Source organism: Polaromonas sp. (genome assembly GCF_016185115.1).
Lineage (GTDB): Bacteria > Pseudomonadota > Gammaproteobacteria > Burkholderiales > Burkholderiaceae_C > Polaromonas.
This window is the reverse complement of record NZ_JACPOF010000020.1, coordinates 204,715-218,872: the sequence shown is the minus strand read 5'-3', so window position 1 is coordinate 218,872 and position 14,158 is coordinate 204,715. Positions and strand designations below refer to the sequence as shown.

General features: G+C 59.5%; 14 protein-coding genes and 1 tRNA gene. 14 read left to right on the top strand and 1 reads right to left on the bottom strand.

Going from position 1 to position 14,158, the window contains the following annotated elements; all coding sequences use genetic code 11:
- The first annotated feature begins 272 nt into the window (after positions 1-272).
- The 6 genes from petA to HYX42_RS13970 all read left to right on the top strand — a co-directional run bounded on the left by petA (position 273) and on the right by HYX42_RS13970 (position 4,632).
- Positions 273-899 (top strand): ubiquinol-cytochrome c reductase iron-sulfur subunit, encoded by a 627-nt coding sequence (gene petA, locus HYX42_RS13995; protein WP_293404008.1) that lies wholly within the window; start codon positions 273-275, stop codon positions 897-899.
- A 114-nt stretch (positions 900-1,013) separates the two neighbouring features.
- Positions 1,014-2,423, top strand: coding sequence for a cytochrome bc complex cytochrome b subunit (locus HYX42_RS13990; protein WP_293404006.1), 1,410 nt, complete (start codon positions 1,014-1,016; stop codon positions 2,421-2,423).
- 16 nt (positions 2,424-2,439) lie between these two features.
- The gene (locus HYX42_RS13985; RefSeq protein ID WP_293404004.1) at positions 2,440-3,210 is read left to right on the top strand and encodes a cytochrome c1; all 771 of its coding nucleotides are present in this window, start codon (positions 2,440-2,442) and stop codon (positions 3,208-3,210) included.
- Positions 3,211-3,331: 121 nt separating this feature from the next.
- Positions 3,332-3,943 carry a glutathione S-transferase N-terminal domain-containing protein gene (locus HYX42_RS13980; RefSeq protein ID WP_293404002.1) on the top strand — a complete coding sequence of 204 codons (612 nt, stop codon included), beginning with the start codon at positions 3,332-3,334 and terminating at the stop codon, positions 3,941-3,943.
- Positions 3,944-3,982: 39 nt separating this feature from the next.
- On the top strand, positions 3,983-4,543 hold the full coding sequence (locus tag HYX42_RS13975) for a ClpXP protease specificity-enhancing factor (RefSeq protein WP_293404545.1): 561 nt from the start codon (positions 3,983-3,985) through the stop codon (positions 4,541-4,543).
- Between the two features lie 13 nt (positions 4,544-4,556).
- Positions 4,557-4,632 (top strand) — tRNA-Thr (locus HYX42_RS13970).
- A 115-nt stretch (positions 4,633-4,747) separates the two neighbouring features.
- Here the strand turns inward: HYX42_RS13970 and HYX42_RS13965 are convergent.
- Positions 4,748-5,044, bottom strand: a complete 297-nt coding sequence (locus HYX42_RS13965) for a hypothetical protein (protein ID WP_293404544.1) — start codon at positions 5,042-5,044, stop codon at positions 4,748-4,750.
- Between the two features lie 83 nt (positions 5,045-5,127).
- On the opposite strand from HYX42_RS13965, the gene HYX42_RS13960 reads away from it, so the two are divergent.
- The 8 genes from HYX42_RS13960 (at position 5,128) to eutC (ending at position 14,098) form a co-directional block, all read left to right on the top strand.
- A complete protein-coding gene (locus tag HYX42_RS13960) occupies positions 5,128-6,111 on the top strand; it encodes a M23 family metallopeptidase (RefSeq protein WP_293404000.1) in 984 nt (327 codons plus the stop codon).
- A 150-nt stretch (positions 6,112-6,261) separates the two neighbouring features.
- Positions 6,262-9,039, top strand: coding sequence for a preprotein translocase subunit SecA (gene secA / locus HYX42_RS13955; RefSeq protein WP_293403998.1), 2,778 nt, complete (start codon positions 6,262-6,264; stop codon positions 9,037-9,039).
- Positions 9,040-9,157: 118 nt separating this feature from the next.
- Positions 9,158-10,387: a bifunctional glutamate N-acetyltransferase/amino-acid acetyltransferase ArgJ gene (gene argJ, locus HYX42_RS13950; protein WP_293403996.1), complete on the top strand. Its 1,230-nt coding sequence runs from the start codon at positions 9,158-9,160 to the stop codon at positions 10,385-10,387.
- A gap of 8 nt (positions 10,388-10,395) precedes the next feature.
- The gene (locus HYX42_RS13945; RefSeq protein ID WP_293403994.1) at positions 10,396-11,337 is read left to right on the top strand and encodes an ATP-binding protein; all 942 of its coding nucleotides are present in this window, start codon (positions 10,396-10,398) and stop codon (positions 11,335-11,337) included.
- Position 11,338: 1 nt separating this feature from the next.
- Entirely contained in the window at positions 11,339-11,812 is a 474-nt protein-coding gene (locus HYX42_RS13940) for an NUDIX domain-containing protein (RefSeq protein ID WP_293403992.1), read from the top strand.
- A 63-nt stretch (positions 11,813-11,875) separates the two neighbouring features.
- Positions 11,876-13,282, top strand: coding sequence for an ethanolamine ammonia-lyase subunit EutB (locus tag HYX42_RS13935; RefSeq protein ID WP_293403990.1), 1,407 nt, complete (start codon positions 11,876-11,878; stop codon positions 13,280-13,282).
- On the top strand, positions 13,279-13,488 hold the full coding sequence (locus HYX42_RS23255; protein WP_366931155.1) for an ethanolamine ammonia-lyase light chain EutC: 210 nt from the start codon (positions 13,279-13,281) through the stop codon (positions 13,486-13,488). Before HYX42_RS13935 ends, HYX42_RS23255 begins: the two co-directional genes overlap by 4 nt.
- A 7-nt stretch (positions 13,489-13,495) precedes the next feature.
- Positions 13,496-14,098: an ethanolamine ammonia-lyase subunit EutC gene (gene eutC / locus HYX42_RS13930; RefSeq protein ID WP_366931154.1), complete on the top strand. Its 603-nt coding sequence runs from the start codon at positions 13,496-13,498 to the stop codon at positions 14,096-14,098.
- Positions 14,099-14,158: the final 60 nt, after the last annotated feature.

The window sequence follows — 14,158 nt, the reverse complement described above, 5'->3', positions numbered from 1 at the left end:
TTGCCGGTGAAATGTCCAGATGCCTCCGGCTGGTGCATCTGCCCGTTTGACTTTCGTGGCCATTATGAGCGCTTGCTGCGGCATTTCATGATCTTTGTACAAGCGCATGGCACAAGGCAGGAGCTGCTTAAAAAGCAGGCACATACTTCATTCGGGAGGGGCGCAATCGTGCGCGGACCCATCCATCACGCTTGAAAAGCGACTTCGCGCTCCGCTACAATTACGGGTTGACCCCACCAAGCCTATTTCAAGCCGGTTCTTGAAGGACTCTCATGACTCACGCAAGCGCGAATGGCGCCCCAGAAGGTGCCCCTTTGGATAAAGATAAAAGAAACTGGATCGTTGCCACCGCTGCCGTTGGCGGCATTGGCGCAGTTGCCACCGCAGTCCCCTTTGTCAGCACCTTTCAGCCTTCCGAAAAGGCAAAAGCGGCCGGCGCGGCTGTTGAAGTTGACATTTCCGGGGTCAAGCCCGGCGAAAAAATCACGGTTGAATGGCGCGGCAAGCCTGTCTGGATCGTCAAGCGCACGCCGGAACAGCTGGCAGAACTGCCAAAACTGGACAGCCAGCTCGCTGATCCCAAGTCCGAGCGCAAGCCCTCAGAGCTGACCCCCGAATATGCGCGCAACGAAGGCCGCTCCATCAAGCCTGAAGTTTTTGTGGCTGTCGGCATTTGCACCCATCTGGGCTGCTCGCCTTCCGACAAGTTCCAGCCCGGCGCGGTGGGCGGCATGCAGTCGGACTGGGGTGGCGGTTTTCTCTGCCCCTGCCACGGCTCCACATTCGACATGGCTGGCCGTGTCTTCAAGAACAAGCCCGCACCCGACAATCTGGAAGTCCCGCCGCACATGTACCTCTCAGACACCCGTCTGCTGATTGGTGAAGACAAAAAGGCCTGAGGCGTTTCGCACACACGGACCACCTCGCAAGACCTTGTAGCCGGCAGCTGAGGCAATTGCAGATACGCATGCCCCGGTTGCTCGCAAAAGAACCCCACCGAACCAGGATCAGTTATGGCTGAATTCAAAGAAATTTCCCCCGATGCACCCCTCGCCGACAAGGCGATGAACTGGATCGACAACCGCTTCCCCGCCAGCAAGCTCTACAAAGAGCACATGAGCGAGTACTACGCGCCGAAGAACTTCAACTTCTGGTACATCTTCGGCTCGCTGGCCATGCTGGTGCTTGTCATCCAGATCACCACCGGCATCTTCCTGACGATGCATTACAAGCCCGATGCCGCACTGGCGTTTGGTTCGGTCGAATACATCATGCGCGACGTGCCATGGGGCTGGCTGATCCGCTACATGCATTCCACAGGCGCTTCCGCCTTCTTTGTGGTCGTGTACCTGCACATGTTCCGCGGCCTGATCTACGGCAGCTACCGCAAGCCACGCGAACTGATCTGGATCTTCGGCTGTGCGATTTTCCTGTGCCTGATGGCCGAGGCTTTCATGGGCTACCTGCTGCCATGGGGCCAGATGAGCTACTGGGGCGCCCAGGTGATCGTGAACCTGTTTGCCGCGATTCCTTTCGTCGGCCCTGACCTGGCGCTGCTGATTCGCGGTGACTATGTGGTCGGTGACGCAACGCTGAACCGCTTCTTTGCTTTCCACGTCATTGCCGTGCCTCTGGTGCTGCTGGGCCTGGTGGCTGCCCACATCATTGCCCTGCATGAAGTCGGCTCCAACAACCCGGATGGTGTTGAAATCAAGGGTCCGAATGCACCGAAAGATGCACAGGGCCACCCGCTGGACGGCATCCCCTTCCACCCCTACTACACGGTGCACGACATTTTTGCTGTCTGCATGTTCCTGATGGTCTTTACCGCCATCATTTTCCTGGCACCGGAGTTTGGTGGCTACTTCCTCGAGTACAACAACTTCATCCCGGCTGATCCGCTGAAAACGCCGCTGCATATTGCACCGGTCTGGTACTTCACACCCTTCTATTCGATGCTGCGTGCGATTACCAGCGAGATGATGTATGCCCTGATCGCCTGCGTGATCGCCGGTGCTGCATTTGCAGTTCTCAAGACAAAACTCGCCACGCTGTTCAAGGCCGTGATCGTCGGTGCCTCGGTTGTCGTGATTGCAGCCATGCTGCTGATCGACGCGAAGTTCTGGGGTGTGGTTGTGATGGGTGGTGCGGTCATCATCCTGTTCCCCCTGCCATGGCTGGACAAGAGCGCTGTCAAGTCGATTCGTTACCGTCCAGGCTGGAACAAATACCTCTACGGCATATTTGTCATCAACTTCCTGATTCTTGGCTATCTTGGTGTGCAGCCGCCATCGCCCATCGGCGAGCGTGTGTCGCAGGTCGGCACCCTCTTTTATTTCGGTTTCTTCCTGCTGATGCCATGGTGGAGCCGCCTGGGTACGCCGGGAACACCGCCTGACCGTATCATTTTCCACGGGCACTAAGCTGGAGATAACAACAATGAAAAAACTGATACTCACGTTGATCGCCGCGCTTGGTTTTGTAGCCGGTGCAAACGCCAGCGAAGCCGGCATGGCCTGGGACAAGGCGCCCGCCAAAACCAACGACGTCGTTGCCCTTCAAAATGGTGCCAAGCTGTTTGTCAATTACTGCCTGAATTGCCACTCTGCTGCTTTCATGCGCTACAACCGCCTGAAAGACCTGAGCAGTGGCGACGCACAGCTGACGGACCAGATGATCAAGGAAAACCTCATGTTCACGACTGAAAAAGTCGGTGACACCATGAAGGCTGCCATTGATCCCAAACAGGCCAAGGAATGGTTTGGCGGCAACCCGCCCGACCTGACCGTGATTGCCCGCTCACGCTCAGGCGCCGGCGGTACCGGTGCCGATTACATCTACACCTACCTTCGCACCTACTACCGCGACGACACCAAGGCCACAGGCTGGAACAATATGGCGTTCCCCAACGTCGCCATGCCACACGTATTGTGGGAACTGCAGGGTGAGCGCAAGCCGGTTTTTGAAGAGCGCGAAGAGCATGGCCACAAGGTCTCCGTTTTCAAAAGCTGGCAGCAGGTCACGCCAGGAACCATGACACCCCTGCAATACGACCAGGCCATGGGCGATCTGGTGGGGTACCTTCAGTGGATGGCCGAGCCGGCACAAAACACCCGTTTGCGCGTTGGCGTCTGGGTACTGCTCTTCCTGCTGGGCCTGACCTTTGTGGCGTGGCGCCTCAATGCCGCGTTCTGGAAAGACGTCAAGTAATTTTTAGCCGTTTCTGCCGGTTGGCCTGCTGCCTTTGGCGTGGCCTGCCGGCACCTTCGGAGTGGAGGGTCCCGAGCTTCAACTCTTGGCCTCCACTCTTTTGTTTTCAGGAGTTCGAATCATGATGGTCCTTTATTCAGGCACGACCTGCCCCTTCTCGCATCGTTGCCGCTTTGTGCTGTTTGAAAAAGGCATGGATTTCGAAATCCGCGATGTGGACCTGTACAACAAGCCCGAAGACATTAACGTCATGAACCCCTACGGCCAGGTGCCCATTCTGGTCGAGCGTGACCTGATCCTCTACGAGTCGAACATCATCAACGAGTACATTGACGAGCGCTTCCCGCACCCGCAACTGATGCCCGGCGACCCGGTTGACCGTGCACGCGTGCGCCTGTTCCTGCTCAACTTTGAAAAAGAGCTGTTTGTTCACGTCAGCACGCTGGAGTCGCGTGCCGCCAAGGGCAACGAGAAGGCGCTTGAGAAAGCCCGCGCCCACATCAAGGATCGCCTGACGCAGCTGGCTCCCATCTTCCTGAAAAACAAGTTCATGCTGGGTGACAACTTCTCCATGCTGGATGTGGCCATCGCTCCTTTGCTGTGGCGCCTCGATTACTATGATATCGACCTGTCGAAGAATGCTGCGCCGCTGCTCAAGTACGCAGAACGCATCTTCTCGCGCCCGGCCTATATCGAAGCACTGACTCCTTCTGAAAAGGTAATGCGCAAGTAATTGCCTGGCGCATCGGGACTTTGAATCTTGGCTGAATTCATGAACGCGCTGGACTCCACTTCCACACGCCCGTATCTGATACGGGCCCTGTATGAGTGGTGCACCGACAACGGGCTCACGCCCTATGTCGCTGTGGCTGTTGATGACAGCGTGCAGGTGCCGCGTGAGTACGTCAAGAACAACGAGATTGTGCTGAACATCAGCTTTGATGCGACCTCGTCACTCAAGCTGGGTAATGACTTCATCGAGTTCAAGGCGCGTTTTGCAGGCAGTGCGCGCGACATCATGGTGCCCATTGGCCGTGTGATTGCGATTTATGCCCGCGAGAACGGCCAGGGCATGGCTTTCCCGCTGGCCACTGCATCAAGCCCGGGGACGACATCCGTTCTTTCGCCCTCAGCTGCAGTGACCGAAGCCAGGCCCGCGCCCACGCCTGCTGCGCTTTCGGTGGCACCTGTGCCATCTGCAGCCCCGGCCGAAGCCAAAATTGTTCAACTGGTACCTGCCGACAGCGGCTCCAGCGCGGGCGATGACCCCCAGCCGCCAACTCCGCCGAAACCAAAACAGGGCGGCAGGCCTTCACTCACACGCGTCAAGTAAAATAGTTTTCCGTGCCGATTTAGCTCAGTTGGTAGAGCAACCGCCTTGTAAGCGGTAGGTCATCAGTTCGATTCCGATAATCGGCACCACCCCTCCCTCAGTTCGCGGCGTCAGACGGCTTGCCTCAAGACGTTGCGCTAGCTAAAAGATAGCGACCAGCCCCAGTGTCAACCTTTTTTTGACCTTGGTTGTAGATTTGATGTACTACTTTTTGCCTATTAGTATCTTGAGCCGAATTGATGTAACCTTCCATCCCTTGCCGAGAAGGCGGGATTGGATAAGCGGCGTCAGTTGGCGGAGTTTTGCAGCAGCAGCGTTTCCGCTGACGAGCAGACACCAGGTTTCGCCTTCAATGGGTCCGGCCTTGACGGCTGATCTGAGACCCTCGGGAATAAGTGGTTGTATGGCCTTGAGCCGATCGCTGGACTCTTTCACCAGCTCAGCGAGTCGCCCGAGCGTGGGTGAGTTTTCAACGGCCTGATGGGCTGTAACCGACCTCACGGGTTGTGCGGGTCTGACGGGATATGAATTCTGGGTCACGAGGACAGTCTGGTCTGAATGGCCTGGTTTGCGAGGGACTACAAGTGCATTTGATTATCACGGATGCGTGGCTGGCGAAGAGCCGGGCGATTTACCTGAGCGGTACAAAACTGGTGGTTGCCGGTTTTGTGGCCTCATTCGCGCTGATGCTGGTGGCTGCGGGCCTGTACCACTGGGTGTTCCTCAAAGGCGCGCGTGAAGGCTGGCCTGTCATTGGCTCGCTCGTCAAGCTCATGGTCAAGGACGAATTTGACCAGCGTGACCGTTTCATGCGCGAAAACCTCGACGTCATGGCCAAACGGCTGGGCGAGATGCAGGCCAAGATGATGCAGCTTGAGGCGTTGGGTGAGCGCGTCTCGGGGCTGGCGGGCGTCAGCCCTGCGGAGATCAAATCCACCATGGGCAGTGGCGGGGCCCTGGTTGGCAGCCGCTCACTGACCATGGAAGAACTGCAGGCGACGCTGGCCGATCTCGACAAACTGACCGACCAGCGCGTCGACCTGATGACCGTCATGGAGTCCCGCCTGTTTGACCAGAAGATCAAAAAGCTCATGGTGCCGACGCAGCAACCCGTTGCCGGCGGCATTCTGGGCTCGTCCTTTGGCTGGCGCATTGACCCCCTCAATGGCCGCTCGGCCCTGCACACCGGGCTTGATTTCCCCTCCGAGCCGGGCACGCCCATAGTGGCGGCTGCAGGCGGCATCGTGGTAACCCAGGAATACCACCCCGCCTACGGCAATATGGTCGAGATTGACCATGGCAATGACCTCATCACACGATATGCCCATTCTTCAAAGGTGCTGGTCAAAAAAGGTGACCTGATCAAGCGCGGCCAGAAGATTGCCGAAGTCGGCACCACGGGCAGGTCTACCGGGCCGCATCTTCACTTCGAAGTGCTGGTGCAGGGCGTTTTCCAGGACCCTCAGAAATTCCTGACGGCGGGCCGCGACATGCCGGCCACCAAAATGGCTGTTCTCAGCCCTGTCAAACAGCCCGTGCAGGCGGCGCAAATGCCCCGTCCGAAATAGGACGGGCGTCACAGGTAAAATGGCAGGTTTGGCGCACGGTTGAACTTTACTGTGCGCGCCCATACCTGAGCACTGCAGTACCAGTCCGTATTCAATAAGGGATTTTGGCCGCGTTGCAACCCATGAGGGTTGCAGGGCGGCCTCGCATTTATGGCCTCCAATATCCTGACCAAAATCTTCGGCAGCCGCAACGACCGCCTGCTGAAAACCTACCGTAAAACCATAGAGCGCATCAATGCGCTGGAAGCGCAATACGAAAAGCTGGACGACGACCAGTTGCGTGCGAAGACAGAAGAGTTCAAGACGCGCGTAGCTGCCGGCGAGACGCTGGATGATGTGCTCCCCGAGGCCTTTGCCGTGGTCCGCGAGGGTAGCAAGCGTGTCATGAAGATGCGGCACTTCGATGTGCAGATGCTGGGCGGCATGTCGCTGCACAACGGCAAGATTTCCGAAATGCGCACCGGTGAAGGCAAGACCCTCACGGCAACCCTGCCGGTCTACCTCAATGCGCTGACCGGCAAGGGCGTTCACGTCGTCACGGTCAACGACTACCTGGCCAACCGCGATGCACGCTGGATGGGCAAGCTCTACAACTTCCTGGGCCTGAGCGTCGGCATCAACCTGCCCAACATGCCCCGCGAAGAAAAGCAGGCCGCCTACCGCAGCGACATCACCTACGGCACCAACAACGAATTCGGTTTCGACTACCTGCGCGACAACATGGTGTATGAAGTGGCAGACCGCGTGCAGCGCGGCCTGAACTACGCCATCGTTGACGAGGTGGACTCCATCCTGATCGACGAGGCGCGCACACCGCTCATCATCAGCGGTCAGGCTGAAGACCACACCGAGATGTATATCGCGATGAACAAGGTGGTTCCCTTGCTCACGCGCCAGGAAGGCGAAGCTGACCCGCGTACCGGCGAGGGCGTGACCAAGCCGGGCGACTTCACGCTGGACGAAAAAACCCACCAGGTCTTTTTGACCGAGCAGGGCCACGAGAACGCGGAGCGCATTCTTTTCAACCTGGGGCTGATCCCCGAAGGCGCCACGCTGTATGACCCGGCCAACATCACGCTGATGCACCACCTGTATGCGGCGCTGCGTGCCAACAACCTGTATCACCGCGACCAGCACTATGTCGTGCAGCCCGGCGAGCAAGGCCCCGAGATTGTCATCGTCGATGAATTCACCGGCCGCCTGATGACGGGTCGCCGCTGGAGCGATGGCCTGCACCAGGCCGTGGAAGCGAAAGAAGGCGTGCCCATCCAGGCAGAGAACCAGACGCTGGCATCCATCACCTTCCAGAACTATTTCCGCCTCTACGGCAAGCTGGCCGGCATGACCGGTACGGCCGATACCGAAGCTTATGAGTTCTCGGAAATCTATGGGCTTGAGACCACGGTCATCCCGCCCAACCGCATCAGCAAGCGCGATGACCAGCTGGATCGCGTTTATAAAACCACGCGTGAGAAATACGAAGCGGCCATCAAGGACATCCGTGAGTGTTACGAGCGCGGCCAGCCCGTGCTGGTCGGCACCACCTCGATTGAAAATTCAGAAATCATCGACCAGCTGCTGATCAAGGAAAACCTGCCCCACCAGGTGCTCAACGCCAAGCAGCATGCGCGTGAAGCCGATATCGTCGCCCAGGCCGGGCGTCCCAAGATGATCACGATTGCCACCAACATGGCAGGCCGTGGTACTGACATTGTGCTGGGCGGTAACGTTGAAAAGCTGGTCGAGGCTGTTGAGGCTGACGAGTCCATAGACGCCGCTGCAAAGGAAAAAGAAATCGTCCGCCTGCGCAAGCTGTGGGATGAAGAGCATGCACTGGTCAAGTCGCTCGGCGGCCTGCGCATCATCGCCACCGAGCGCCATGAGTCGCGCCGTATCGACAACCAGCTGCGCGGCCGCTCAGGCCGTCAGGGCGACCCTGGCTCGTCGCGTTTTTACCTGAGCCTGGACGACCCGCTGATGCGCATCTTCGCGGGCGACCGCGTCAAGGCCATCATGGAGCGGCTCAAGATGCCGGACGGTGAGGCCATCGAGGCCGGCATCGTCACGCGCAGCATCGAGTCCGCACAGCGCAAGGTTGAAGCGCGCAACTTCGACATCCGCAAGCAGCTGCTCGAATACGACGACGTTGCCAACGACCAGCGCAAGGTGATCTACCAGCAGCGCAACGACATCATGGACGCCGCCAGCCTGCAGGGCCAGATCGCCTCGCTGCGTGAAGGTTGTTTTACCGACCTCGTGCACCAGTACGTGCCCGCCGAAACGGTGGAAGAGCAGTGGGATGTTGCGGGGCTTGAGAAAGTCCTGTTTGATGAATGGCAAATCGACCTGCCGCTGGGCAAGGACATCGAAGGCTCGGCCGCCATCACCGATGAAGACATCCTTGAAAAAGTGCTGGCTGCGGCCAATGCCGCTTTTGACGACAAGGTCACCGCAATCGGTGAGGAAAACTTCCTGCAATTTGAACGCATCGTGCTGCTGCAAAGCATAGACACGCACTGGCGTGAACACCTGAGTTCGCTGGACTACCTGCGCCAGGGTATTCACCTGCGCGGCTACGCCCAGAAGCAGCCCAAGCAGGAATACAAGCGCGAGGCGTTCGAGCTCTTCGGCCAGCTGCTCGACAGCGTCAAGAACGAGGTCACCAAGGTGCTGATGACGGTCAAGATCCAGTCGGGCGAGCAGCTTGAGCAGGCTGCCGAAGAAATGGAAAACCGCGCCGAGAATATCGCCAACGTGACCTACACCGCACCGACAGAGACGGGCGAAGTGGAAGTCGTCATGGAAGACGAGCCGACTCGCCGTGCACAGGCCATTCCCGCGGGCGAAGTGCCGCGTGTTGGCCGCAACGACCCTTGCCCCTGCGGCTCGGGCAAAAAATACAAGAACTGCCACGGACAATTGACTTAGCCCCCACGTTCACTCACTTCGTGTAGTTCTCTGCCCCCCGAGGGGGCGCTTTTTCCTAGGGGCGGCCCGTCGGAAAAACTTGTCAGTCTGCTGGTCTACTCTCTGGAGTCAGGAAAACATGCCCGTCAATCTCGTCGCCACACCTGCATCAGACCTTTATCCAGTGCCCGGTGTGCGCTGGGGCATCACCGAAGCGGGCATACGCAAGGCCAACCGCAAGGACCTGGCCGTCCTGTTGCTCGATGAGGGCGCATCGGTAGGCGCTGTGTTTACGCAGAACCGCTTTTGCGCCGCACCCGTGCAGCTGTGCCGCGAACATCTGGCACAAAATTTCGGCATACGCGCCATGGTCATCAACACCGGCAATGCCAACGCCGGCACCGGTGAAGACGGTTTGATGCGTGCAAGGGCCAGCTGTATTGCGCTGGCAAAAGACCTGGATCTGGCGCCCGAGCAGATCCTGCCGTTTTCAACCGGCGTCATCATGGAGCCGCTGCCGCATGAGCGCATAGAAGCCGGCCTGCCCGCAGCGATTGCTGACGCAAAAGCAGACAACTGGGCCAATGCCGCAGAAGCCATCATGACCACCGACACCGTGGCCAAGGCTTTTTCAAAGAAGGTCAACATTGGCGGTGCAGAAGTGACCATTACCGGCATCAGCAAAGGTGCAGGCATGATCCGCCCCAACATGGCCACCATGCTGGGCTTCATGGCTACCGATGCAACAGTGGCGCAGCCGCTCATGGCGCAGCTGGCGCGTGAACTCGCCGAAGGTTCGTTCAACCGCGTGACGGTTGATGGCGATACGTCCACCAACGATTCGTTTGTGGTCATGGCCACCAACAAGGCGAAGCACGCTGCCATCACCTCGCTGGACAGCGCAGAAGGCAAGGCCCTGCGCGCGGCCATGCTGGAAATCGCCCGCAAGCTGGCACAGGCCATAGTCCGCGACGGCGAAGGCGCGACCAAGTTCATCAGCGTGGTCATCGAAGGCGGCAAGACTGGCGAGGAGTGCCGCAAGGTGGCCTATGCCATCGCCCATTCGCCGCTCGTCAAGACTGCTTTTTTTGCCAGCGACCCCAACCTCGGCCGCATTCTGGCTGCAGTCGGTTACGCCGGCATTGAGGACCTCGACCAGACCAAAATCGATTTGTACCTGGATGATGTGCTGGTCGCCAAAAATGGCGGCCGTCATCCGGGCTACGTCGAAGCCGATGGCCAGCGCGTGATGAAACAAAGCGAGATCACCGTGCGTGTGGTGCTGGGCCGTGGCGATGCGACTGACACCGTCTGGACCTGCGATTTCTCCTATGAATACGTGAAGATCAACGCCGATTACAGAAGCTAAGAATAAAAATGAACGAGCATTTTGAACGGCTGATCACGCGATTCGATTCGCTGATCACCCGCATTGAATCCATACTCCCGCATCCGCTCACGGCACCCGACTGGACGGCGTCCGTGGCCTACCGCTACCGCAAGCGCAGCTCCGGTCACGGCTCGCTTGAGCCCGTGCGCCACATCGGCAGCATGAGCCTGGGCGATCTGAAGGAGATTGAAGACCAGAAAGAAAAGATACGCCGCAACACCGAGCAGTTCGTCAATGGCAAACCTGCCAACAACGTGCTGCTGACCGGCGCGCGCGGCACCGGCAAGTCGTCGCTCATCAAGGCCTGTCTGAACGAATATTCGCCCAAAGGCCTGCGCCTGATTGAGGTTGACAAGACCGACCTGACCGACCTGCCCGATATCGTTGATGTGGTCTCAGGCCTGCCCGAGAAATTCATCGTCTTCTGCGATGACCTGAGCTTTGAAGAAGGCGAGCCCGGCTACAAGGCGCTGAAGTCGATTCTTGATGGTTCGGTGGCGGCATCAACGCCCAATGTGCTGATCTATGCGACCAGCAACCGCCGCCATCTGCTGCCCGAGTACATGACCGAAAACCTCACCTACACGCACAGTGAAGACGGTGAAGTGCACCCCGGTGAAGTTGTTGAAGAAAAGATTTCGCTGTCAGAGCGCTTCGGCCTGTGGGTAAGTTTTTACCCCTTCAGCCAGGACGAATACCTCACCATCGTCACGCAGTGGCTGTCGTCTTTCGGTGTGCCCGAAAGTGCGATGGCGGCTGCGCGGCCTGAATCGCTGGTCTGGGCGCTGGAACGCGGTTCGCGCAGCGGCCGTGTGGCCTACCAGTTTGCGCGTGACTATGCGGGTCGTGAGACGGCTGTAAAGCCTGCGATCACGCCGGTGGCCGACTACGTTGCCCGCGACCCCTCAGAAAAATCGCAGGACTACTGACGTGTCGGTGCTCATAGCCCACGGCGACAGGCCGCGAGAAGGCGTGGAAGCCGGCAAGGACCGCAAGGTCGTGGATGTGGCCGTCGGTGTGCTGCTGCAGCCCAATGGTGACTTCCTGCTGACCTCCCGTCCCGCAGGCAAGGTCTACGAAGGCTATTGGGAATTTCCGGGCGGCAAGCTCGAAGCCGGTGAGACGGTGGAGCAGGCGCTGCGCCGTGAGCTGCAGGAAGAAGTCGGCATCACCATAGGTGCCGTGCACGACTGGAAGATCGAGATGGTCGATTACCCGCACGCCCTGGTCAAACTGCATTTCTGCAAGGTCTTCGAGTGGTCTGGCGAGCTGCAGATGCGCGAAGGGCAATCCTTTGCATGGCAGTCGCTGCCCGTGAAAGTGCAGCCGGTGCTTCCCGGTGCCATCCCCGTGCTGGACTGGTTTGCCGCAGAGCGCGAATTTGCCGGAGCCACATTGGGCTGAGTTTTTTGCCGCATGTAAGCAGCGACCGATTGCGCCCGGCATGAAAAGTGCACAAGATGCGTCATGCCCAGCGCCAGATTCACCCACACCGCCGGTACATCCACCTGGAGCTTTCATGACCTGAAAGACCTGCTGGCCAAAGCCACGCCGCTGCGCTCTGGCGATGTGCTGGCCGGTGTTGCTGCCGCCACCGACGAGCAGCGCGTCGTCGCGCAGATGGCGCTGGCCGATTTGCCCCTGGCCACCTTCCTCAATGAGGCCGTCGTGCCCTATGAGGACGACGAGGTCACCCGCCTCATCATCGACAGTCATGACGCAGCGGCGTTCGCGCCCATCAGCCACCTCACGGTAGGCGACTTCCGCAACTGGCTGCTGAGCGATGGCGTGGACGGCGCTGTACTGACCGCAGTAGCGCCCGGCATCACACCCGAAATGGCCGCCGCCGTCAGCAAGCTGATGCGCAACCAGGACCTGATTCTTGCCGCGCAGAAATGCCGCGTCGTCACGGCATTCAGAAACACCATAGGCCTGCCCGGCCGGCTGTCGACGCGCCTGCAGCCCAACCACCCGACCGACGATGCAGCAGGCATTGCAGCCAGCCTGCTCGACGGCCTGCTCTATGGCAGCGGTGATGCAGTCTTCGGCATCAACCCTGCCACCGACAACGTGCCGCAGGTCGTCAAACTGGTCGGCATGATGGACGAGATCATCCGGCACTACGGCATCCCCGCGCAGTCCTGCGTGCTCACGCATGTGACCAACACGATTGAGGCCATCAACCGTGGCGCGCCGGTGGACCTTGTTTTTCAGTCCATCGCCGGCACGGAAGCCGCCAATCGCAGTTTTGGCATTGACATCAAGCTGCTGGCCGAGGCACACGATGCGGCGCAGTCACTCAAACGCGGCACGGTCGGCAGCAACGTGATGTATTTCGAAACCGGGCAGGGCAGTGCGCTCTCGGCCAGTGCCAACCATGGGCTGGACCAGCAAACCTGCGAGGTGCGGGCCTATGCCGTGGCCCGGCACTTCAGGCCCCTGCTGGTGAACAGTGTGGTGGGTTTTATCGGTCCTGAATATCTGTACGACGGCAAGCAGATCATCCGCGCCGGGCTTGAAGACCATTTCTGCGGCAAGCTGCTGGGCCTGCCCATGGGCTGCGATGTCTGCTACACCAACCATGCAGAAGCCGACCAGAACGACATGGACGTGCTGCTGACCCTGCTGGGCGTGGCGGGTTGCACCTTTGTCATGGGCGTGCCGGGCTCGGACGACATCATGCTCAATTACCAGACCACGTCTTTCCACGATGCGCTGTATGCGCGCCGGGCGTTGGGGCTGCGGCCTGCTCCGGAGTTTGAGGCCTGGCTGGAGAAAATGCAGATCACCACTGGCGGTAGCCGACACATGCAACTGACGGAAGATTTGCCTCCCACGTTTCTTGAGTCCATCAAAAGGCTTGGTCAGGCATGACTTCTCCAAAGCCACCCGTCATCACCAACCCATGGGGCCAGCTTCGCCAGTTCACCGATGCCCGCATTGCGCTGGGCCGCACTGGCGCGAGTTTGCCGACACAGCCGCAACTCGCCTTCCAGCTCGCCCATGCGCAGGCGCGTGACGCCGTGCATCAGGCGCTGGATGTGCCGCAGCTGCTGCAGGACATGGACCAAGGCAGCTGAAGCATGTGTGCTGCACAGTGAGGTGACCGACCGGCTGGAATACCTGCAGCGCCCCGACCTGGGCAGGCGCCTGGATGCCCCGTCGCGTGAGCGCCTGAAGGCCATGGCCTTGATGCAGGGGAGTGTGCAGGGAGGCGGCTGTGACATCGCTGTGGTCATCGCCGACGGCCTGTCGTCCCTGGCTGTAGCGCAAAACGCCGTGCCGTTCCTGGTCGCACTGGGCAGTTTGCTGGGGGATGGGGTGCCCACTGCACGACCCGTCATCGTTCAGCAGGGCCGCGTCGCGATAGGCGATGAAGTTGGCGAGCTGCTGGGTGCGCGGCTGGTACTGCTGCTGATTGGCGAGCGGCCGGGCCTGAGCTCACCCGACAGCATGGGCGCCTACCTCACCTGGGCCCCGCGTGTGGGCCTGACCGACGCCAGCCGCAACTGCGTCTCCAACATCCGCCCGGCGGGCCTGCCGTGGGACGAGGCTGCGGCGAAAGTGCACTACCTGATCACGCAGATGCAGGCGCGGCAGCTGTCGGGCGTCGGCCTGAAGGATGAAACGGTTGTGGCGGCGGTGGGCAAGGGGATGCCGCACGGTAATTTTCTCATCGGACAGTCGTGACGAGCGTCAAATTGCTATGGTTTTCATAGCTGCTCACGTGCGTATTTATTGGGCTACAAC